Below are 20,896 nucleotides of genomic sequence, written 5' to 3' on the forward strand. Positions count from 1 at the left end.
CCGCCAGCGCGCAGGGGACGTACTATCAACGGAGTAGAGCGTTCACGTCTGCTGCGAGGAGTACCGGTGCACGATTCCACCCCGACACGGAGTGGGGGACATTCTGTCTCCGCTCCAGAGTCCACGGGGCGGCCGGCTCCGGCGAGCGGGCGGGCCCGCGCGGTCGACGTGGTGATGGCGTACATCGCCCTCACCAAGCCCCGAGTCATCGAGCTGCTGCTGGTCGCCGCCATTCCTGCCCTCCTGCAGGCGGACCGCGGTCATATCCACCTCTCGCTGGTTCTGCTGACACTGGTCGGCGGCTGGATGGGCGCAGCGAGTGCGAATTCGCTCAACATGGTGGTCGACTACGACATCGACCAGGTCATGAAGCGCACGGAACGTCGGCCGCTCGCACGCCATGCGATCACCCCCAGAGCAGCCCTGATCTTCGGGCTCGTGCTCGGAGCGGCCAGCATGCTCTGGCTGGGTTTTCTGGCCAAGAGCTGGCTCGCAGCCATCTTCATCCTGATCACGATCCTGTTCTACGTGGTCGTCTACTCGATGATCCTCAAGCGCCGTACCGCTCAAAACGTCGTCTGGGGAGGCGCCGCCGGATGTATGCCGGTGTTCGTTTCCTGGGCTGTCATCACTGACAACGTGCCGGACCATCCTGGCAACTGGTGGCAGGCGGTCGTGCTGTTCCTCGTCATCTTCTTCTGGACTCCGCCCCACACGTGGGCGTTGGCCATGCGGTACAAGGAGGACTACAAGGCGGCCGGCGTCCCAATGCTGCCGGTGGTCATGTCCGAAGAGGGCGTCACACGTCGCATCACCATTTACACCTGGATCACCGTGCTGTGCACCCTGGTCCTATTGCCCGCCGCAGGCTGGGTCTACGCGGTCGGCGCGATTGGCTTCGGAGTGTGGTTCATCGTGATGGCACATCGTCTCGAAGCCGGGGTCCGGCGCGGTATCGAGGTCAAACCGCTCAAGCTCTTTATTCTCTCGAATAACTACCTGGCCGGGGTCTTTGTGGCTCTGTCGATCGATGCCGTCCTAGGCTTGCAGACCGTCTCGGAGATGCTCCCGTTCCTCTGATACGCCTAGTCGTCTGACCGGAGTGGCCACCACCCGATCACCGGGCCGGGTCCAGTATCACCGAACCCGTGGTCTCGCGCGATTCCAACGCTCGGTGCGCCTCTGCCGCCTCCGAGAGCCCGAAGGTCGCCCCCACGCTCAACCTGAGTGATCCGTCGACGATCCCCTCCATCACTTCGGCCGCTCGCTCGCGGTACTCCCGGGCGTCAGCGATGAAGTCAGCGAGCGTCGGGCGAGTGAGGAACACTGATCCGGCGGCGTTGAGCCGCTGCGGGTCCACCGGCGGAACCGGACCACTCGCCGCGCCGAACAGCACCAGGGACCCGCGGCGGGCAAGCGAGGCCAGACTGCTGTCGAAGGTATCCAAACCCACCCCGTCGAATACCGTCGCCACACCACCATCCGACAGCTCACGAACCCGTTCGGGGGTGGCATCGGAGTACTGCAGAACGTGATGCGCGCCGAGCAAACGGCACATTTCTGCCTTCTCTTCCGTCGACGTGGTGGTGATGACCCGGAAACCATGCGTCACCGCTAACTGGATGAGCAGCTGCCCGACACCGCCGGCACCGGCCGTGATGAGGACCGTGTCCCCACCGAGGGCCCTGTGGGTATCGGTGATGAGGTAGTGCGCTGTGAGCCCCTGCAACAGCATCGACGCCGCCACCTCGTCAGAGATCTCGTCCGGCACCGCGACCAACGCCTCGGCGGGCGCCACAACGTACTCCGCGTATGACCCGGGCACCTGACACCAGGCCACCCGGTCGCCAGGCAGCAGGCCCCGCGTGTCCTCGCCAATCTGCTCGATCACCCCCGAGCCTTCGTTGCCGGGAATAAAGGGGAGGTCGCGCGGGTATGTGCCCTGCCGAAGGTAGGTGTCGATGTAGTTGACCCCGACAGCCGTGGTGCGGATGAGAACTTCACCGACGCCGGGGGAGGGGGTGTCCAGCTCGACCGTTTCCAGAACGTCGGGCCCACCGTGTTCGGAGATTCGAATGGCACGCATGGGAGCAGTATCCGCCAGGCGCCGACTGAGCGCAGCCCTGATCGACACACTGGTTAGCGTCGTCCCGGGAGTGCTGCGAGAACGCGCGGACCGGAGGCGATAGGCTACCCCCATGAGCCTGCAGATCCTTTCCCAGTACGCCGGGGGGCCGCGAGTCAGGGCAACCGGCTGGCCCGAGATCGCCACGAGCGGATCCGGCACCGAGCCGAAAGCCGGTCAGGCGCCCGCCACGGAGTCGGCGCAGGCCCCGGCCGGGGCGCCCGCAGCCAAGAAACCTCAAGACGCGGCGGTGACCAACTCCGCTTCGACTCCTGAGTCCCGGACTGCCGCGGCGCCCTCGGGAGCGGCCGGCGCAGCCGCTGCCTCCAGCGGATCGATCGCCCTCGGGCGTCGTGCACCCAAGGCTCCGGGCGGGGGCGCCTCCACCCTGCACGCCTCTCGGATCACCGAAGTTGAGGTTTCGGAGGCCCCCGCACAGGCGACTTCCTCCGATGCGCCGACTACCTCGCCTGCAGAGGCAGTGAACTCGTCCGCCAGCCAGGCGGGTCCCAAGGTAACCCCGACCGAACCGGAGAAGGCCGCACCCAACACAGCGGCCCCGTCGGCTGGCGGTGGACTCTCCCTGGGGGGCGGCTCCAAGGCCAAGGCTCCGGGCGGCGGCTCCGCCGGAAAGCTAGTTCTGGGTGGCGCTGCGGGCACTGCAGCTGCGGCAGCCGCGGCAACGACTTCCTCCTCAAAAGACAACTCTCCGGCCGCGGAGCAGGTACCGGCAACGACGGAAGCTGGGGTAGAGCCCGCCCCGAAGTCTGAGCAGACGCCGGAAGCCACCACAGAAGACGCGCCCGCCGAGGCCGCCGCGGAGAAGAAGTCGGGCGGTGTGACCCTCGGTGGCGGTTCCGCCGCAAAGGCTCCCGGCGGCGGCAAAACCGGCGGTCTTTCACTGGGCGGCGGCTCCACGGCCAAGGCCCCCGGTGGCGGCGCTGCCAAGATCGCACTCGGTGGGGGAGCGGCAGCCGTAGGCGCCACGGCAGCTGCCTCCACGGCCACGAACGACAAGGGCTTGTCAGAGGAGGACAAGACACCCGCCTCGGTCGAGGAGCCCGCCGAATCCTCCACGGCCGCCCAGCCCGCGACCACGCCGGTGGAGGCGAAGAACACAGCAAAGAACGACGCGGAGAAAAAAGACGCGGAAAAAACTGCCACCGCTGAGAAGGCCGCGTCCAAGAAAATCGAAGCCGCGCCGGAACCCGCTCGCCCAACGCCACCGGCGAAGGTCGCGAAGTTCGTTCGGAAGTTCATCGCCGGTCACGGCGGGTCCGCAGATGTGGTTCTGCAGCCGGTTGGCCGAAGCGGTGTCCGCGTGACCCTGGTCGGCGCTGACGGTGTCCTGGGAGACACTATGGTCGACACCTTGTCTCAGGCCGAGGCGGTCCGCGATGGGATTGACGGCCTCACCGAGTCGGACTGGACCCGCGAACTCGTCTCCAGGACCGACGTTCCCACGGGACACTGGAAGCGCATGGCAGGGTCAGGCTCCCTACTCTAGGCGCCCGCACGACTAACGACGCCGGCCCGGCGAGATGCTGGGCCGTCGTCGTTCTAGTCTCAAGCCCGGATGCGGTCCCGGATGACACCCGCGGCCCACAGTGACCCCGTCACGGCGGTGATCGCGCCCGCCAACGTCACGTGGATCACCACGAGGAGTTCCGGCACACCGAGCTGGTACTGGGTGATGCCGACGGCCGCCTGCGCGGCGATCATTCCGATGAGGATCGCACATCGCCGCACGGCTGGCCCTTCCGTGCGTAGCGCGACCAGGCCGGCCACCAGACCGATCAACAGGCAGACGTACCCCACCATGAGCTCGGCGTGGAAATGGACGAGCCACTGGATGGGGATCTGCAGCCGGTCCGCCACGCCGACCCGAGCGTCTCCGGCGTGAGGTCCGGCACCGGTGACCATTGTCCCGCTGACCAGCACTCCCGCCATAAGGACGGCGGACAGAACGGTGAGCCAGGCCAGAGGCTTGGGGATGACGCGTCGCGCGGGGGCGTTGTCGTCCTCACCTATCCGAGCAAACAGCACACCCGATAGCCACGCCAAGACCATCGAGGGCAGCAGGTGGAGGGCGACGGTCCACCACGCGAGCCCGGCGAGGACCGTGATGCCACCGATCACCGCCTGCGCGAGGATGCCCGCGGGCATCGCCCACGCGAGGATGATTAGTCCCTTTCGGCGCCCTGCCCGGTAGAGGGCGAGCAACAGTGCCACGGCGACCGCGGCCAGGACGAAGGTCAGGAGTCGGTTTCCGAACTCGATGGCCTGATGTATGGCGGGACCGGCGCCGGGAACCGGCACGAAGCTGTCCTGGTTACAGCGCGGCCACGTCTCACAGCCGAGTCCCGAGGCGGTGACGCGGACCGTGACTCCGGTCGTCATGATGCCGATCTGGGCGAATACGTTCGCGAGCGCGATGCCCTTCTGCACCCGCGGCGACGGCATCGGTAGCCGGGAGAGCGGGCCTGGGACCGTCCCTGGATCGCTCGCGGCCGGTTCTCCGGAGGTGGGGGCGTGGGATGTCGAGGTCACGCCCCGATTCTAGGCCGCGGCCTGTGGTCGCCCGTTTTCAGGTGAACGAGAAGTGACGCACGGCGAGTCCACCGCAGAGGATCGTCCAAAGGACCAGGACCAGCGCAGCCAAGGCCGGGATCCCTCCTGTGGTGGCGGTGACCAATGCGGTGGTCAGGGCGTAGGAGGGGACGACGACGAGCAGGTTCTCCACCCCGGGCGGCAGGTCGACCACCCCGATCGCCAGACCGGCACCTGCCATGAGGACGAACCAGATGAGGTTGGCCAGGGCCAGAACGATCTCCGCGCGCAGGGTCCCCCCGAGCAGTAGCCCCATAGAGGAGAACGCCACCGAGCCCAGGCCGACCGCGATCGCACCCAGGGCCAGACCAGAGAGTGCGGGCCGCCATCCGAGCGCCCCAGCGACGGCCCCGAGGATCACGGATTGCCCAGCCACCAGGATGAGCGTGGCGAGGATCTTCCCGATGATGATCACGGTCGGGGGCAGCGGCGTCCCGCCGAGTCGCTTGAGGGCTCCGTATCGACGGTCGAAGCCGACCGCGATCGCCTGGCCGGTGAAGGCCGTGCCCATGATCGCGACAGTTAATACGGCGGTGATCACGTGGTCGATCCGCGGTTCCGGGATCGAGCCGAATTCCACTGCGGTCAATGCGAACAGGATCGCGACCGGGATGACCAGGGCGACGAGTAATTGCTCGCCGTTGCGAAGGAACAAGGTGAGTTCCATCCGGGTCTGGGCCGCGGTCATCCGCGCACGGGAAGCCGGAACGGAGGGGTTGGCGAACATCCCGGGGGCGAACCGATCAGTCCCGGTGGTGGTGTGTGTCATCGCAGTTCCCGTCCGGTCAGGTCGAGGAAGACGTCCTCGAGGCTTCGGGTCCGGGTGGCCAGAGAGGTCAGCTGGACGCCCGCACCTTCGAGGGTGGCGCACAGGGTGGTCATGAGCGCGGGGGCCACCGGACCGTGGATCTCCAGCACTCCGACCGCGGTGCCCGGGGTCACGGTGTGCTCTGGGCCCACGACTCCCTCGAGCAGTGTTGGCGAGATGTCTCCCTCGACGACCAGAGTCACTCCCTCGGAAAGGCCTGACCGTTCCAGTTCTGCGGGGGTCCCGGCGGCGACGCGACGGCCGTGGTCCACGATCACCACGTCATCCGCCAGTGCGGCGGCCTCGTCCATCAGGTGCGTGGTCAGCAGGACGGCCGCGCCGTCGCGCCGGAGCGCGTGGACCAGGTCCCACACCGCTCGTCGTGACTGCGCGTCGAGCCCCGCGGTGGGCTCGTCGAGAAACACGAGTTCGGGGCGACCCAGCACCGCGATCGCCAGAGACAGGCGTTGCTGCTGTCCACCGGAGAGGCGGCGGTAGGGCGTCTTGACGTGATCCGTCAGTCCCAGGATGTCAAGGAGCCATTCCGGGTCGAGGGGGTCGGCGTAATACGAGGCCACCAGGCGCAGCATCTCGCCAAGCCGCACTCCGGGGTACGCGCCGCCACCCTGCAACATCATGCCGATGCGGCTGCGGACCTGTTGACGGTCGTTCACCGGGTCCAGCCCGAGGACACGCACGGTTCCGGCGTCCGGGCGCATGAACCCTTCGCAAATTTCCACGGTGGTGGTCTTACCGGCCCCGTTGGGGCCGAGCAAGGCCATGACCTGCCCCTGTTCGAGCCGGAGGTCAAGACCCGCGACCGCAGTCGTGGCGCCGAATCTCTTGACGAGTCCCTCGACGAAGAGCGCGGGGGAGTCGGAAGGTGAGATCACGGCACAGAGTCTAGGCCGGGCGGGTCAGCGGTAGCGCAGGAGACCCGGCCATCGGAAGAGTAAGACCAGGAGCACCAGCACACTCGCCACCGCAGCAGCCCAGGCCTGGACTGTGACGAACGGGGGCAGACCAGCGCCGGGGGGCAGGGTGAAACAGGCGAGGATCGCGCTGACCGCGACCACCGGGATTCTGAACTCGACCCGTGTTGCCCACGCAGCGAGCGGGACGAGAGCCCACAGTACGTACCACGGCTGGACGACCGGGAAACACAGAACGATCGCCGCCATGGACACACCGAGACCGCCGACGGGGTGGATCCGTCCGGACTGGACCGCGAACAGCATTCTCACGGTGAACGCACCGGCCAGGACGAGGGCTGCGGTCTGGGTCATCGCGAGGATCTGCTCGGTGTGGTCGCCCAGGCCGAGATACTGACCGATCCCGCCCACGATGACCCCGATGGCGGTCGGTGGCGACAGCCAGCTGCGAAGCGAGGTGGCAGCTCCGAGCTTGGTGATCCAGCCCAGACCCGACGACGTGGCGAACATCGCGACTGCGGTTGTCGCGCCGCTGATCAGCAGCATGCTCATTGCAGCGCCAAGGGTCGCCGACCAGCCGGCCCCCCACCGACGTGCGAGTGCCATGCCGACGAAACCCAGAGCGACCACCGTCGGCAGCTTCACGAGGGCTGACCCGGTCACAAGGACGGCGCCCAGGATGAACTGCGCAGCAACCGGCCACCCAGAGTCGGAGGACGCGACAGCCCGAAGCGCGAAGACCAGACCGACGGCGAGCAGACCCATCATGAGCGATTCGGAGTGAATCCCGGACACGAGATGGAACAGCACCAACGGGTTGGCCACGGCCAGCCAGAGAGCTGCGACGTCGGAGACCCCGCAGTACTCGGCGAGACGGGGGACCGCCCAACCGAGCATGAGGATTCCCACCACCGCCACGATGCGGTGCAGGATCGTCCCGACGACCACATCGTCGCCGGTGATCGCGTGAATGACCTTCTGCACGCCCAGAAAGAGCGGTCCGTACTGATTGGGGGTGTCTCGCCAGATATCAGGGACGTTGATCGTGAGTGCGTGTGAAGTCCCCAGCGCGGAGACCGGCCCGAGCGAATAGGGATCGTCGAGCGTGTTTCCGATCGCACCCTGCGCCAGATAGCTGTACACGTCCTTGCTGAACATCGGCGGAGCTAGCGCCAAGGGGATCGCCCAGGACGCGATGATCCGATCAAGCGTCGCACGATCTATGCGACCACTCAGCCTTCCCCGACGGTCGAAACCAAGAACGTAGGGTGCGAGCATCAGCCAGCACAGTGTCACCACCACCATCCCCGTCATGACGATGGTCATCGAGGACTGCTGAAGTCGTAGCCACAGGCCGAACAGCCGCTCGCCCGCCACGGGGTTCTGCAACACCGGCAGAGCCCCGGCGCCGAGAGCGCCGACCGCCATGGCGACCGCGGCCGTGGTACCCAGCAGACGGATTCGCCGCAGCCGGGCCATCGCCGCCGACATCGGCGCGCCGGTGAAGCGTTCCTCGGCGTGGAGGCGGGAGGTCACGGCACCGGCGCCACGTCTCGGGGAATCGGCTGCCACAGTCTCGCCCTCTCGTCCACCGCTGGTGCAATCGGACCACTCCCGCCTCGTCTTCGGACTAGTTCGGGGTGGGGGGGAATATTTTCGTCACAGGAGTGTTGCGTAATATGAGGTGGTGCGTCCCGCACGGGGCGCACCGAGCATAACCGGAAGGGAGAGGCGTATGAGCGTGCAGCACGTGTACGACAGCGGCACGCGCCCTGACACCCGCTCGACCATCCGAGAGCTCCTGCTAGAACGAGGAGCACTCACCGCGGTCGAAATCAGCCGAGAGCTGGGGTTGACCGCCGCTGGCGTCCGCCGCCATCTGGACCATCTCAGCGAGACCGGAGAAATCGAATCCGTCCGTACCCGACCGGCCGGAACCCGCGGTCGTCCCGCCAAAGCCTTCCAGGTCACGGCCACCGGACGCGAGACGGCTCGGCATGGGTACGACCACTTGGCTGTCGAGGCGCTGACCGCTCTACGCCGGGTAGGCGGAAGCGAAGCCGTCAGCGACTTCGCACGCGAGCGCGTGCGGTCGGTGATCGGACACGTTCGCCCCGCCGAAGGCCAAGCGGACATCCAGCGTGCTGCGGGGGACATCGCCTCAGCCCTCTCAGAGGCCGGATACGCATCCTCCGTCGAAGAGGTGGGGACCGGACTGCAGATCTGTCAGCACCACTGCCCGGTCTGGAACGTCGCCTCTCGCTTCCCCGAGCTGTGCGAGGCCGAGCAGGAGGTGGTGTCCGAGATCGTGGGCACCCACGTCCAGCGTCTCGCCACCATTGCGGGCGGCAACTGCGCCTGCACCACAAACATCCCCACGGGGGCCGTGTCCGCGGAGTCACTCGCGGCCACGATGCCTGCACCGGCCGACGCAGCCGCGTCGGTCACGACCGCCGAAAGGACAGTGCGATGACCATCACCCCAGATCAGGTGACGGCCGACGTCACCGGGCACGAGCCGACCACCGATGAGGAGCGGATCGCTTCCCTCGGCCAGTACAACTATGGCTGGCACGACTCCGATGACGCCGGTGCCACCGCGAAGCGTGGCTTGTCCGAGGCGGTCGTGCGTGACATCTCCTCCAAGAAGAGCGAATCCGATTGGATGCTCGACAAGCGTCTGAAGGCTCTCAAGATCTTCGACAAGAAGCCGATGCCCAAGTGGGGCTCGGATCTGTCCGGGATCGACTTCGACAACATCAAGTACTTCGTCCGCTCCACGGAGAAGCAGGCCACCAGCTGGGAGGACCTGCCCGAGGACATCAAGAACACCTACGACAAGCTCGGCATTCCCGAGGCCGAGAAGCAGCGACTCGTCTCAGGCGTGGCCGCGCAGTACGAGTCCGAGGTGGTCTACCACCAGATCCGTGAGGACCTGGAGCAGCAGGGTGTCATCTTCATGGATACCGACACTGCCTTCCGGGAGCACCCCGAGTTCTTTGAGGAGTACTTCGGTTCCGTCATCCCGTCCGGGGACAACAAGTTCTCGGCGCTCAACACCGCCGTCTGGTCCGGGGGCTCGTTCGTGTACGTCCCGCCGGGCGTCCACGTGGACATCCCGCTCCAGGCCTACTTCCGTATCAACACCGAGAACATGGGCCAGTTCGAGCGGACGCTCATCATCGTCGACGAGGGCGCGTACGTGCACTACGTCGAGGGTTGCACGGCTCCGATCTACAAGTCGGATTCGTTGCACTCGGCGGTCGTCGAGATCATCGTCAAGAAGGGCGGCCGGTGCCGCTACACGACCATCCAGAACTGGTCGAACAACGTCTACAACCTGGTGACCAAGCGGGCGCGTGCCGAAGAGGGCGCGACCATGGAGTGGATCGACGGAAACATCGGTTCCAAGGTCACCATGAAGTACCCGGCCGTGTGGCTCACCGGTGAGCACGCCAAGGGCGAGGTTCTATCCGTGGCCTTCGCCGGCGAGGGACAGCACCAGGACACTGGCTCGAAGATGCTGCACCTGGCGCCCAACACATCGTCGAACATCGTCTCCAAGTCGGTGGCACGCGGTGGCGGACGCTCGGCGTATCGCGGTCTGATCCAGATCAACCCCGGTGCCAAGGGTTCGAAGTCGAACGTCGAGTGCGACGCGCTACTGGTGGACAACATCAGCCGCTCGGACACCTACCCGTATATCGACATCCGTGAGGATGACGTGACCCTGGGCCACGAGGCCACGGTCTCAAAGGTGAGCCAGGACCAGCTGTTCTACCTCATGAGCCGCGGGATGACGGAGGAAGAAGCCATGGCCATGATCGTGCGCGGCTTCGTCGAGCCGATCGCCAAGGAGCTCCCGATGGAGTACGCGCTCGAGCTCAACCGTCTTATCGAACTCCAGATGGAAGGATCGGTGGGCTGACCACCATGACCGACACCACAACCCCCACAACGGCGACCGGTCCTGCGCCGATCACCGACAGCTACGGCGTACCTGTCACCGCGACCAAAGGCGACCAGTTCACCTCGTTCGACGTGAATGCCTTCGAGGTCCCCACCCACAAGGACGAGGCCTGGCGCTTCACGCCGCTCCGGAGGCTTCGTGGTCTCCATGACGGCTCCGGGGTCTCGGCCACCGGGCGGCTTCTGGTCTCCGTGCCGGAACGCGAGGGCCTGACCGTGGAGACGGTCGCGACAGACGACAAGCGCATCGGTCAGGCCGGAGCACCGCGTGACCGTGTTGCTGCTCAGGCCTTCAGCTCGGCTGACCAAGCCACGCTGCTGACCGTGGCCAAAGAGACCGAGTTCGCCGAGCCGGTCTATGTCACGGTCGACGGCCCCGGCGAGGGCGAGTTGGCCTACGGCCACCTCCAGCTGCGTCTGGAGCAGTTCGCCAAGGCCACGTTCGTGATCGACCAGCGGGGCGGCGGCACCGTTGCGGAGAACATCGAGTTCGTGGTGGGCGACTCCTCCCACCTCGAAGTGGTTGTCATCCAGGACTGGGACAGCGACGTGGTTCACGTGGCCGGCCACCACATCCAGGTCGGCCGCGACGCCAGCCTGACCTACACAGCCGTGACCTTCGGCGGCGAGGTTGTCCGCATTGCACCGGTCGCGACATTCACCGCGCCGGGCGGCGAGGTCACCCTCAACGGCCTGTACTACGCGGATGACGGTCAACATCTCGAGCATCGCCTGCTCGTGGACCACTCAGTGCCCAACTGCAAGTCGGAGATTCTCTACAAGGGCGCGCTCCAGGGCGACCCCAAGTCGAACCTCCCCGACGCGCACACCGTGTGGATCGGCGACGTGCTGATCCGTGCCGCGGCTGAGGGCACCGACACCTATGAGATGAACCGCAACCTCATCCTCACCGACGGTGCTCGCGCTGATTCCGTGCCCAACCTCGAGATCGAGACCGGGGAGATCGCCGGTGCCGGTCACGCCAGCGCCGTCGGCCGCTTCGATGAGGAGCACCTGTTCTACCTCATGTCGCGCGGGATCCCGGAGGATGCGGCCCGTCGACTCGTGGTCCGTGGCTTCTTTGGAGAAGTGATCAACCAGATCGGCGTCCCGGAGGTTCGCGAGCGAATTACCGAGGCCGTCGAGGTCGAATTGCAGTCCTCCGGTCTGTAACCGCGGCACCAGAAACATTCCCAAAGACACCTGACGATAAAGATAGCGAGACCAACTCATGACCACACTTGAGATCAAGGGCCTCACCGCCCGCGTAGCCGCGACGGATGGCGCGGAGTCCGTCGACATCCTCAAGGGCGTCGACCTCACCATCGAGTCGGGCCAGACGCACGCCATCATGGGACCCAACGGTTCCGGCAAGTCGACGCTGGCCTACGTCATCGCCGGACACCCCAAGTACGAGGTCACGGGCGGAACCGTGACCTTGGACGGCGAGGATGTCCTGGCGATGGAGGTCGACGAGCGTGCCCGGGCCGGACTCTTCCTGGCCATGCAGTACCCCACCGAGGTCCCTGGCGTCTCCACCGCCAACTTCCTGCGTACCGCCGCAACGGCCGTGCGTGGCGAGGCCCCCAAGCTCCGACACTGGATCAAGGAGGTCAAGGAAGCCATGACCGACCTCGACTTCGATCCCGCGTTCTCCGAGCGCAGTGTCAACGAGGGATTCTCGGGTGGAGAGAAGAAGCGCCACGAGATCCTCCAGTTGGACTTGCTCAAGCCGAAGATCGCCGTGCTGGATGAGACCGACTCGGGCCTCGACGTAGATGCACTCCGCGTGGTCTCGGACGGCGTCAACCGCTACCGGACCGAGGAGAACGGCGGAATCCTCCTCATCACGCACTACACCCGCATCCTCCGGTACATCAAGCCCGACAAGGTCCACGTCTTTGTGGGCGGCCGGGTCGTTGACACCGGTGGGGCCGAGCTGGCCGACCAGCTCGAGGCTGAGGGATACGAGAAGTACCTGACCGCGGCACACGCCTGATCGGACAGCTGGGAGAAGATGACCTCGACACTCGACCTCACAGCCCTGCGGGCGGATTTTCCGATCCTGCAGCGCACAGTGCGTGACAATAAGCCCCTCGTCTACCTGGACTCGGGCGCAACCTCACAGCGACCGATCCAGGTGCTGGACGCAGAGCGCGATTTCCTCATGCATTCCAACGCTGCGGTGCATCGTGGCGCGCACCAGCTCGCGGAGGAGGCCACCGACGCCTATGAGGGCGCCAGAGCCGACATCGCGAGGTTCGTCGGAGCCGACGTAGACGAGCTCGTCTTCACGAAGAACGCCACGGAGGCGCTCAACCTCGTGGCGTTCGCCTGCGGCGATGCCCGCTTCGGCGAGCGCGCCGTGAAGCCCGGTGACGAGATCGTGATCAGCGAACTCGAGCACCACGCCAACCTCGTGCCGTGGCAGGAACTGGCACGTCGTACCGGCGCGACTCTGCGGTGGTACGAGGTGACCGACGACGGGCGGATTGACCTCGACTCGCTCGAACTCACCAACGCGGTCAAGGTCGTGGCGGTGACGCATCAGTCCAACGTCACCGGTGCCGTCACCGACGTCGCCCGAGTGGTCGAGGCGGCCCGCGCCGTGGGCGCCATGGTCGTCTTGGACGCCTGCCAGTCCGTGCCGCACATGGCCGTGGACTTTCACGAGTTGGGCGTGGACTTCGCAGCGTTCTCGGGCCACAAGATGCTCGGTCCCACCGGCATCGGAGTCCTCTACGGCCGTCGGGAAGTCTTGCGAGACATGCCGCCCGTACTCACTGGTGGGTCGATGATCGGGACCGTGACAATGGAGGAATCCACCTTCGCAGACCCGCCGCAGCGGTTCGAGGCCGGCGTGCCGATGGTGTCCCAGGCCGTGGGCCTGGCCGCAGCGGTGCGGTACCTCGAAGCCGTGGGAATGGAGTCGATCGCGCGGCACGAGGAGGCCCTCACCGTCGCCACACTCGCGGCTCTCGAAGAGATTCCGGGCATACGCATTGTCGGCCCCACCGACATGGTGTCGCGGGGAGGAGCCGTCTCGTTCGTAGTCGACGGCGTCCACGCACACGACGTGAGCCAGGTGCTCGACGACGACGGGGTCGCAGTCCGCGTGGGTCACCATTGCGCATGGCCGCTCCACCGCAGGTTGGGCGTACAATCCACGGTCCGGGCGTCTTTCGCCCTATACAACACACTCGACGAGGTCGAGACCCTGGCCCGCTCGCTGCGCCGGGCCCAGGAGTTCTTCGGAGTGGGAGGCAAGCACTTGTGAAGCTCGAACAGATGTACCAGGAAGTCATCCTGGACCACTACCGGCGGCCGCATCACAGTGGTCTCCGGGAGCCCTATGGCGCCGAAGTCCATCACGTCAATCCGACCTGCGGCGACGAGCTGACCCTCCGGCTTCAGCTGTCCGATGACCAGGCGACCATCGAGGACGTGTCGTACGACGCCCAGGGCTGTTCCATCAGCCAGGCATCTGCGTCGATGATGGCAGAACTCATCGTTGGCCGTCCGGTGGCGGAGTCGTTGGAGATTTACGACGCATTCCACTCCATGATCTCGTCCCGAGGTCAGGAAGAAGGCGACGAGGACCTCCTCGACGACGCTGTCGCCCTTGCCGGAGTCTCGCGCTACCCGGCCAGAGTCAAATGTGCGCTACTGGGCTGGATGGCCTATAAGGACGCCCTCGGTCGACAGACCGATCACACAGGAGAGTGAAAAATGACTGATCAGGCGAGCACCGCCCTCAACCGCGAATACCAACCGGATCCCAACAAGCCGGAACAGTCCGAGGAGGACATGGCGCTGGTCGCCGATCTCGAGGAGGCCATGCGGGACGTGGTCGACCCAGAGCTCGGCATCAACGTGGTGGATCTCGGACTCGTGTACGACATCTGGGTTCGGCCAGGAAAGACGGACGGCTCTGTTATCGCACGCGTCGATATGACCCTCACCTCTGCGGAGTGCCCTCTCACGGACGTGATCGAGGACCAGGCGCAGAGCGCGACAGTGGGAGCCGACCTGGTGAACGAACTCGAGTTGAACTGGGTTTGGATGCCGCCGTGGGGCCCCCAGAAGATCACCGATGACGGCCGCGAGCAACTCCGCGCGATCGGCTTCACAGTCTGAGCCCGAACGCGGGACACCCCCATTGGCGCCGGGCACCCCGGCGCCAATGGTCTTTCTCCAGCGACTTAAACTGGGTAAATGCCTGAATCTGCTGATCACACTGATCACGCCGCCCCGGGCGATGACTTTCGCAACCCTGGCACGCACCAGGGCAATACCCTGACTCGACCGACCGCGTGGCTTCTGCTGCCCCCCGCGATCCTGCTCGCGCCGCTGTCCGGATTCCTGCTGTACATGGTCCACCGCACGGGTAGCAACGAGCCGTTCCACGCGTGGAACCTCTTGTGGACCGCGTTCGACATCGGTGCGGAGGGCAATGCCGCCGTCTGGTTCGCCTCCACCGTATGGCTCGTTGTGGGCGTCTTCGCAGCACTTGCCGCCGTCACCGCGCCCCGGTTCCGTAAGTCATGGTGGTTGTTCTCGGCCGTCGGCGTCATGGCATCGATGGATGAAGCCGCGGCACTGCACGAACGACTCTTCGTGGTGGGGGACCGACTCGCCCCCTACCTACCGTTCGACACGTTCTACAACTGGGTGATCCCCGGATCGATCATCGCGCTAGTAGTAGCAGTCCTGCTGATCAGACTGGTCCTGGCGCTGGACCGCAGGGTCACCGCGGCACTGATCGCTTCCGCCGCCCTCTTCCTCCTCGGGTCCCTGGTCATCGAGACCCTGACCGGGTTCGTCCACCGCGCGGACGAGGGGATGTCCACGACCTACCTCGTGTTGATGTACATCGAGGAGACCTGTGAACTCATCGCTGTGGCGGTAGCAGCGACAGCCCTCTCGTCGATGTTCCGCGTCGTCCGCGTTCCTCACGGCCTGACCGTGCGCTTCGACGGGTTCAGGTCACCCACGGCTTGACGGGCGTATGACCGCCGCCGCAAGTCCTGCCTTCTGTCTGAGCGGCATCGACTTCCACATTCCCCACATCGCGGACGCCACCTGATAGGACGGACTCGCACCGTCGAAGAACCAGTGCTGCCGCAGACCGTCCAACTTGCCGAACGCGTTGAACAACTCCCGCAACGTACGGGCGTCGGCTCGCAACAGCGCCCGGAGACCCGCCCTATGCAACGAGGTTGTCAGTCGGGCCCGCGGAGCCGGCAGCGGACGACCCGAGCCGAGAGCATGGACCGCCGCCGGGACCGCTGCCAACATCGCCGCCACCGAATAACCCGTGGCGGCGTGGCCGTGGCCGCCCGCCGTGCCGAAACTTTCCACCCGCGGATCGTCGGAGGCCGGTGACGGGGGCATCAACGGGATCCGCACCCGCTCCACGGCCAGCGGCGAGTCGATGGCAGCCGACGAGACCCCCCGACCTGCCAGTCTCGAGCGCAGCCGGCTAGCCAGGACGCTCTGACCCGGGCCCGGCGATCCCGCAAGACACGTCTCCTCGAGGAGAACCCGGTCCGAATCCAGGGGGATCGCGTAGAGGAAGCTCGGGACGGCCCCCTCCTCGTCGTCGTAGTCGTCGCGCCAGTCCATGAGTAGTGCGGACTCCCCACCCAGGGCGGCCGCGGCATCGTCGGCGTGCAGGACGATGCCGTAGGCGGTCTGTAGGGGCCCACGGTTGCGCTGGCCTCCGGCGCCGCGGCAGTCAACCACACGATGCGCACGGCTGGTGAGTGCGCGCAGGCCAGCATCGTCGATACTCGTGCGTTCGATGGCGACACCGGGCCCGAGTGGAAGTGCGCAGCGGAGGGCGTCGTTAGCGATCACGCCGTAGTCCCGGGGGAGGACGGCGCGGTCCGTGGAGTACAGCGCCGGCGCAGACACCCGGCTCGCCAGAACGTCGACACCGCACATTTCTTCTGTGAGCCACGGGGGCAACTGGTCGAGCCACATGGACAGGGTCTGTAGCCAGGGCGCGTCGGGACGGGGGTCGATGGCCAGGACTGTGAGGCCCGAATCGGCACAACGGGAGGCGAGCGCGCGACCAGCCGGACCGAGTCCGACCACGGCGACATCGAAGAGATCGTCCCCCATAGCATCCATTACTCCTCACAGTACCGCCGTCAGCGAAGGCATCAGGCCGGAGACGCAGGTCACCGGACTCGTCTCACGACTCGGGCCGCCGGTAGAGTGGCGGATCGGCCCGATTTCCCCGAAAGCAGACGAGGTACCCGCGCACGTGATCACTATCGACGACCTAGAGGTGCGCGCCGGCGTGCGCACCCTGCTCCACATGGACGGGTCCTCGTTGCGGGTCCAGCGCGGCGACCGGATCGGTCTGGTGGGCAGGAACGGCGCGGGTAAGACGACGACGATGAGGATCCTCGCCGGCGAGGGGGAGCCCTATGCCGGGAAGGTCATCCGAACCGGGGAACTGGGTTATCTCCCGCAGGACCCTCGCGAGGGCAACATGGACCAGTTGGCCCGGTCCCGCGTTCTCTCCGCGCGCGGACTCGACGTCCTCATGGCGGACATGACCGACGCCCAGACGCAGATGGTCGAGGCCGAGGACAACAAGGCCATGGACAAGGCCGTCCGGCGATACGGCCGGCTCGAGGACGAATTCTCTGCCCGCGGGGGATACGAGGCCGAGAGTGAGGCCGCCCGGATCTGCAGCAGCCTGGGGCTTGAGGATCGGATCCTCACCCAGAATCTCGGCACCCTGTCGGGCGGGCAGCGTCGACGCGTGGAGCTGGCCCGGATTCTGTTCGCCGCTTCTGACGGTGCCGGCAAGTCGCAGACCATGCTGCTGCTCGACGAGCCCACCAACCACCTAGACGCCGACTCGATCACCTGGCTGCGCCAGTTCCTGGAGAAGCACGAGGGCGGGTTGATCATCATCTCCCACGATGTCGAGTTGCTTGAGTCCGTGGTGAACAAGGTGTGGTTCCTCGATGCGGTGCGCGGCGAAATCGACGCCTACAACATGGGCTGGAAGAAGTACCTCGACGCCCGAGCCACCGATGAGGCCCGTCGCCGACGTGAGAAGGCGAACGCGGAAAAGAAGGCGTCGCAACTCAAGATGCAGGCCGCCAAGCTGGGCGCCAAGGCCACCAAGGCCGCCGCCGCCAAGCAGATGATCCGGCGCGCGGACGCGATGATCGACAATCTCGACGAGGTCCGCGTGGCTGACAAGGCTGCCCGGATCAAGTTCCCCACGCCTGCTGCCTGTGGAAAGACACCCCTTTTCGCCGAGGGGCTCACCAAGATGTACGGCTCACTCGAGGTGTTCGCCGGGGTGGACCTGGCTATCGACCGGGGCAGCCGCGTGGTGGTGCTCGGCTACAACGGCGCCGGCAAGACCACGCTGCTCAAGTTGCTCGCCGGAGTGGAGCGCACCGACGGTGAGGGCGGCGTCGTCTCCGGTCACGGTTTGAAGATCGGTTACTTTGCCCAGGAGCACGACACCCTGGACATGGACACAAGCGTGTGGGAGAACATTCGCCACGCCGCGCCTGACGCGGGGGAGCAGGAGCTACGAGGCCTGCTGGGTGCATTCATGTTCACCGGTCCGCAGCTCGAGCAGCCGGCGGGAACACTGTCGGGCGGTGAGCGCACGCGCCTGGCGCTGGCCGGGCTGGTGTCGTCCGCAGCCAACGTGCTGTTGCTCGACGAGCCGACAAACAACCTCGACCCCGTTTCGCGAGAGCAGGTGCTCGACGCACTACGGACCTACGAGGGTGCTGTCGTCCTGGTGACCCACGACCCGGGCGCCGTCGAGGCCCTCGAGCCGGAGCGCGTCATCATCCTGCCGGACGGCACGGAGGACCTGTGGAGCCAGGAGTACATGGAGGTCGTGGAGCTGGCATAGGCAAGAGAACACTTGACGGGTGCTGTTGCAAAGTGGACGGAGTCACTGGATGAGGGCGGCGTGAACAGCGGCCGGCCACAGCCGGTGGTCCCTGTAAGAGATGCCGTAACGGCAGTACCAACGCACCGCCCAGAGGATGTCCTCACGCGGGTAGTGACGACCAGAGAACATGCTCATACCGCGAGCCTGCCAGCGGGTTACTCGGCAGCGAGTTACGGCCGGTCAACTTTGCGACAGCACCCTTGCGCGAAGGGCTAGACGGTCACACCCAGTGAGTCCCGGACGCGCCTACCCAGCTCCTCGTCGCCGGTGATCTCCACCCGATCAGCCACGGCGGCTCCGGCGACTCGACCGGCGTAGAGGCAGACGAATTGGGAAGTGGGCAGCTTCAGCGTGGCGGTCGGGTTCTCGGCAGGGGAATCGAGGACGCGGGCACGGCCGTCGACGAGCACCGACGCGGTCCGGGCCAGGGGACCTGTGAGCTCGAAAGTGACGGTGGACTGCTGCGGCGCACCGGCACGCTTGCCCACCACAAATCCCAGCTTGGCCACCATGAACGCCACCGCGAGCTCCGCAGCATCGGAGTCGTAACCGCCCTCCGCGCCGGCCACACTGCGCAGGTCCTGCTCGTGGACCCAGCAGTCGAACACGCGGATCCGCATGAAGCCCGCGTAGGTGCCGGGCCCCTCGGGGGTCCAGGACTCAGCGTGGAACTCTTCCTCGCTCATCGCGCGCAACGCCTCGGCGCGAGCGGCGGTCACCTCGTCGAAGCGCGCCAGCAGCTCGGCGGGGGAGAGCGAACGCAGGTGCTCTACCCACACCTCGTTGACCGCGCCGATCTCATTGCGCACGTGGGCCGGCCGCTCACCGGAGGCCTCGGGGCTCGGGGTGCCGCGCAGCATCTCCTCGGTGCCCACGATGTGGGCCACCACGTCGTGCGCGGACCAGCCGGGGCAGGGGCTCGGGGCGGCCCACTGCTCGTCGGTGAAGCCCACGGTCACGTCCCGAATGTCGCGCCACACCCCGACCAGGGCGTCCACAATCCGGTTCTTCTCAGTCATCGTCATCTCCGTCCGTCCGTTGCCGGGTGTCGGCCCGCTCGTGTTCGGCCACCATCGTGTCGAGGTCGATCAGCTCGCCGCGGTCGATGCTCACCCAGTCGCGGCCCTGCAGGTACGGCGTCAACCGCTCGCCGATCCGGGCCTGGTCTTCGGGCGTCTTGGGCCGCTGGAGCTCGAATACCCCGGGCAGGGCTGCCATGCCGACGACCACCCGCCACAGCGCCATCGCCTCCGCCTCGACCGGCGGGTCCACCAGGACGGGTCCGAACAGGCACCGCTGCCCGTCCAGGAAGAGCGTCGGCACCCCGTAGCCTGCGGCGTCGATCACCCGCTCGTGGTCGCGCCGGACGTCGTCGTGGGTGGTCGGGTCAGCCAGGGCGGCCTCGAGCACGTCGGCGCCCGAACCCAGGTCGCCCAACCCCAGGTCACCAAGTCCCAGGTTGTCGAGGATGCGCGCGGCCACCTCGGGCCGGTGCGGCGATCCGCCACGCTCGTGCAACTCGGCGCCAATCGCGGCGTACCAGCGGTCCAGAGCGTTCATGTCGCGCCTGCGCAGATAGGCGCCGATCCGCATGAGCGACCACCCATACGACCAGTGGCGCTCCCACGGGTACTTCTTGCCGCTGACATGGTTGACCCACTCAAGGCTGAAGAACCGCCAGTTCACCGCGAGGCCGGTCTGCTCGCGGACCTCCCGGATCCACACCGAGGCTTGGTAGGCGAAGGGGCACATGGGGTCGAAGTGGAAGTCCACCGACTCGGCGTCCACGGCGTTTGTCGCGTCTCTCACGCGGCCTCCTTGGCAAGGTAGAGATCCAGCACGTCGCCCGTCGTCGACGATAGCCCGCGCGGCCATGTTGCGCGCCTTGACCAGCAGGATGCTGCCCTCGATCCGGGCGAGCAGGGCACGCGCCATGCTCGAGGCGCGGTGGCGTTACCGGAATACCGTTCGGCTCGGTCAGCTAGTACGTGGTGCCCAATGCGTGCTGCCCAGTCGTGGCCCTTTCGCACGGGCACGTTGCCGCACAAACCTAACCCCTAACTGGGGTTTTTCCGCGCGAACTGAGACACTGGCGTCATGGACATCGTCTTTAATATCGTTCTCATTCTGCACTTCATCGGCCTCGCCGGAATTATCGGCGGCTGGCTTGCCACTATTAAGGCGCCGCACGTCAACAAGGCAATCCTGCACGGTGCCATCATCCAGGTGGTGACCGGCCTGATCCTGGTCGTGATGCGCGAGTTCGAGGACGGTTTCGAGCTCAACCACATGAAGATCGGCATCAAGCTCCTGGTCGCGATCGTCATCCTCGTCGTCGCGATAATCGGCGTACGCAAGGAGGCCCGGGCCCAGGGGAGTACTGCAACTCTCGCTCACGTCGCCGGCGTGCTCGGCATCGTCAACGTAGCGATCGCCGTGCTCGTCTGACCGGCGCAACAGAACACGTGCCGCCCCTCGACCCCTGGTCGAGGGGCGGTTCACGTCCCA

The 20,896-nt window shown here is 66.3% G+C and carries 20 protein-coding genes and 1 pseudogene; 12 read left to right on the top strand and 9 right to left on the bottom strand.

Translation table 11 applies throughout. From position 1 onward, the window contains the following. Positions 1–66 precede the first annotated feature (66 nt). On the top strand, positions 67–1,080 hold the full coding sequence (locus ON04_RS11240) for a heme o synthase (RefSeq protein ID WP_081477174.1): 1,014 nt from the start codon (positions 67–69) through the stop codon (positions 1,078–1,080). 37 nt (positions 1,081–1,117) lie between these two features. On the opposite strand, the gene ON04_RS11245 is transcribed toward ON04_RS11240, so the two are convergent. Next, entirely contained in the window at positions 1,118–2,086 is a 969-nt protein-coding gene (locus ON04_RS11245; RefSeq protein WP_010541718.1) for a quinone oxidoreductase family protein, read from the bottom strand. 112 nt (positions 2,087–2,198) lie between these two features. Between ON04_RS11245 and ON04_RS17110 the strand changes: the two genes are divergently transcribed. After that, positions 2,199–3,632 (top strand): hypothetical protein, encoded by a 1,434-nt coding sequence (locus ON04_RS17110; RefSeq protein ID WP_010541719.1) that lies wholly within the window; start codon positions 2,199–2,201, stop codon positions 3,630–3,632. A gap of 59 nt (positions 3,633–3,691) precedes the next feature. On the opposite strand, the gene ON04_RS11255 is transcribed toward ON04_RS17110, so the two are convergent. The 4 genes from ON04_RS11255 to mptB form a co-directional block, all read right to left on the bottom strand. Then, positions 3,692–4,588: a COX15/CtaA family protein gene (locus ON04_RS11255; RefSeq protein WP_010541720.1), complete on the bottom strand. Its 897-nt coding sequence runs from the start codon at positions 4,586–4,588 to the stop codon at positions 3,692–3,694. 124 nt (positions 4,589–4,712) lie between these two features. Further along, positions 4,713–5,504 carry an ABC transporter permease gene (locus ON04_RS11260; RefSeq protein WP_010541721.1) on the bottom strand — a complete coding sequence of 264 codons (792 nt, stop codon included), beginning with the start codon at positions 5,502–5,504 and terminating at the stop codon, positions 4,713–4,715. Beyond that, positions 5,501–6,436 carry an ABC transporter ATP-binding protein gene (locus ON04_RS11265; protein WP_010541722.1) on the bottom strand — a complete coding sequence of 312 codons (936 nt, stop codon included), beginning with the start codon at positions 6,434–6,436 and terminating at the stop codon, positions 5,501–5,503. The genes ON04_RS11260 and ON04_RS11265 overlap by 4 nt, the downstream gene beginning before the upstream one ends. 24 nt (positions 6,437–6,460) lie before the next feature. Further along, the gene (gene mptB / locus ON04_RS11270; RefSeq protein ID WP_010541723.1) at positions 6,461–8,047 is read right to left on the bottom strand and encodes a polyprenol phosphomannose-dependent alpha 1,6 mannosyltransferase MptB; all 1,587 of its coding nucleotides are present in this window, start codon (positions 8,045–8,047) and stop codon (positions 6,461–6,463) included. 163 nt (positions 8,048–8,210) lie between these two features. Here mptB and ON04_RS11275 point away from each other — a divergent pair, with 163 nt between their 5' ends. The 8 genes from ON04_RS11275 to ON04_RS11310 all read left to right on the top strand — a co-directional run bounded on the left by ON04_RS11275 (position 8,211) and on the right by ON04_RS11310 (position 15,444). Beyond that, on the top strand, positions 8,211–8,948 hold the full coding sequence (locus ON04_RS11275) for a helix-turn-helix transcriptional regulator (RefSeq protein ID WP_010541724.1): 738 nt from the start codon (positions 8,211–8,213) through the stop codon (positions 8,946–8,948). After that, positions 8,945–10,402, top strand: a complete 1,458-nt coding sequence (gene sufB, locus ON04_RS11280; RefSeq protein WP_010541725.1) for a Fe-S cluster assembly protein SufB — start codon at positions 8,945–8,947, stop codon at positions 10,400–10,402. Before ON04_RS11275 ends, sufB begins: the two co-directional genes overlap by 4 nt. Before the next feature lie 5 nt (positions 10,403–10,407). Further along, complete coding sequence (gene sufD, locus ON04_RS11285) at positions 10,408–11,616, top strand: Fe-S cluster assembly protein SufD (protein ID WP_010541726.1); 1,209 nt, start codon at positions 10,408–10,410, stop codon at positions 11,614–11,616. Positions 11,617–11,674: 58 nt separating this feature from the next. Further along, entirely contained in the window at positions 11,675–12,442 is a 768-nt protein-coding gene (gene sufC / locus ON04_RS11290; protein ID WP_010541727.1) for a Fe-S cluster assembly ATPase SufC, read from the top strand. Positions 12,443–12,460: 18 nt separating this feature from the next. Then, positions 12,461–13,720 (top strand): cysteine desulfurase, encoded by a 1,260-nt coding sequence (locus ON04_RS11295; protein WP_010541728.1) that lies wholly within the window; start codon positions 12,461–12,463, stop codon positions 13,718–13,720. Next, positions 13,717–14,169 carry a Fe-S cluster assembly sulfur transfer protein SufU gene (sufU, locus tag ON04_RS11300; protein WP_010541729.1) on the top strand — a complete coding sequence of 151 codons (453 nt, stop codon included), beginning with the start codon at positions 13,717–13,719 and terminating at the stop codon, positions 14,167–14,169. The genes ON04_RS11295 and sufU overlap by 4 nt, the downstream gene beginning before the upstream one ends. Before the next feature lie 3 nt (positions 14,170–14,172). Further along, positions 14,173–14,580, top strand: a complete 408-nt coding sequence (locus ON04_RS11305; protein WP_010541730.1) for a metal-sulfur cluster assembly factor — start codon at positions 14,173–14,175, stop codon at positions 14,578–14,580. Between the two features lie 78 nt (positions 14,581–14,658). After that, the gene (locus tag ON04_RS11310) at positions 14,659–15,444 is read left to right on the top strand and encodes a hypothetical protein (RefSeq protein ID WP_010541731.1); all 786 of its coding nucleotides are present in this window, start codon (positions 14,659–14,661) and stop codon (positions 15,442–15,444) included. Here ON04_RS11310 and ON04_RS11315 read toward each other — a convergent pair. Then, entirely contained in the window at positions 15,430–16,569 is a 1,140-nt protein-coding gene (locus tag ON04_RS11315; RefSeq protein WP_010541732.1) for a lycopene cyclase family protein, read from the bottom strand. The two genes, ON04_RS11310 and ON04_RS11315, sit on opposite strands and share 15 nt — an antisense overlap. A 145-nt stretch (positions 16,570–16,714) precedes the next feature. Between ON04_RS11315 and ON04_RS11320 the strand changes: the two genes are divergently transcribed. Next, the gene (locus ON04_RS11320; RefSeq protein ID WP_010541733.1) at positions 16,715–18,346 is read left to right on the top strand and encodes an ABC-F family ATP-binding cassette domain-containing protein; all 1,632 of its coding nucleotides are present in this window, start codon (positions 16,715–16,717) and stop codon (positions 18,344–18,346) included. An 87-nt stretch (positions 18,347–18,433) separates the two neighbouring features. Here the strand turns inward: ON04_RS11320 and ON04_RS16525 are convergent. The 3 genes and pseudogenes from ON04_RS16525 to ON04_RS11335 all read right to left on the bottom strand — a co-directional run. Further along, positions 18,434–18,523 (bottom strand): annotated as a pseudogene (locus ON04_RS16525) (IS6 family transposase); the annotation flags it as partial. A 77-nt stretch (positions 18,524–18,600) separates the two neighbouring features. Beyond that, positions 18,601–19,407 (bottom strand): maleylpyruvate isomerase family mycothiol-dependent enzyme, encoded by an 807-nt coding sequence (locus ON04_RS11330; RefSeq protein WP_010541735.1) that lies wholly within the window; start codon positions 19,405–19,407, stop codon positions 18,601–18,603. Beyond that, positions 19,400–20,140, bottom strand: coding sequence for a mycothiol-dependent nitroreductase Rv2466c family protein (locus ON04_RS11335; RefSeq protein WP_050815341.1), 741 nt, complete (start codon positions 20,138–20,140; stop codon positions 19,400–19,402). The genes ON04_RS11330 and ON04_RS11335 overlap by 8 nt, the downstream gene beginning before the upstream one ends. 345 nt (positions 20,141–20,485) lie before the next feature. On the opposite strand from ON04_RS11335, the gene ON04_RS11340 reads away from it, so the two are divergent. Continuing rightward, positions 20,486–20,836, top strand: coding sequence for a hypothetical protein (locus ON04_RS11340; RefSeq protein ID WP_010541737.1), 351 nt, complete (start codon positions 20,486–20,488; stop codon positions 20,834–20,836). The last annotated feature ends 60 nt before the right edge of the window (positions 20,837–20,896 follow it).

Source organism: Dietzia alimentaria 72 (genome assembly GCF_000226215.1).
Lineage (GTDB): Bacteria > Actinomycetota > Actinomycetes > Mycobacteriales > Mycobacteriaceae > Dietzia > Dietzia alimentaria.

Coding starts and splice junctions, on each gene's coding strand:
- sufD (WP_010541726.1), top strand. CDS start 10,408: ATGACCGACACCACAACCCCCACAACGGCGACCGGTCCTGCGCCGATC.
- ON04_RS11275 (WP_010541724.1), top strand. CDS start 8,211: ATGAGCGTGCAGCACGTGTACGACAGCGGCACGCGCCCTGACACCCGC.
- ON04_RS11335 (WP_050815341.1), bottom strand. CDS start 20,140: ATGTGCCCCTTCGCCTACCAAGCCTCGGTGTGGATCCGGGAGGTCCGC.
- ON04_RS11315 (WP_010541732.1), bottom strand. CDS start 16,569: ATGGGGGACGATCTCTTCGATGTCGCCGTGGTCGGACTCGGTCCGGCT.
- sufC (WP_010541727.1), top strand. CDS start 11,675: ATGACCACACTTGAGATCAAGGGCCTCACCGCCCGCGTAGCCGCGACG.
- ON04_RS17110 (WP_010541719.1), top strand. CDS start 2,199: ATGAGCCTGCAGATCCTTTCCCAGTACGCCGGGGGGCCGCGAGTCAGG.
- ON04_RS11255 (WP_010541720.1), bottom strand. CDS start 4,588: ATGCCGTCGCCGCGGGTGCAGAAGGGCATCGCGCTCGCGAACGTATTC.
- ON04_RS11260 (WP_010541721.1), bottom strand. CDS start 5,504: ATGACACACACCACCACCGGGACTGATCGGTTCGCCCCCGGGATGTTC.
- ON04_RS11245 (WP_010541718.1), bottom strand. CDS start 2,086: ATGCGTGCCATTCGAATCTCCGAACACGGTGGGCCCGACGTTCTGGAA.
- ON04_RS11310 (WP_010541731.1), top strand. CDS start 14,659: ATGCCTGAATCTGCTGATCACACTGATCACGCCGCCCCGGGCGATGAC.
- ON04_RS11305 (WP_010541730.1), top strand. CDS start 14,173: ATGACTGATCAGGCGAGCACCGCCCTCAACCGCGAATACCAACCGGAT.
- ON04_RS11330 (WP_010541735.1), bottom strand. CDS start 19,407: ATGACTGAGAAGAACCGGATTGTGGACGCCCTGGTCGGGGTGTGGCGC.
- ON04_RS11295 (WP_010541728.1), top strand. CDS start 12,461: ATGACCTCGACACTCGACCTCACAGCCCTGCGGGCGGATTTTCCGATC.
- ON04_RS11340 (WP_010541737.1), top strand. CDS start 20,486: ATGGACATCGTCTTTAATATCGTTCTCATTCTGCACTTCATCGGCCTC.
- sufB (WP_010541725.1), top strand. CDS start 8,945: ATGACCATCACCCCAGATCAGGTGACGGCCGACGTCACCGGGCACGAG.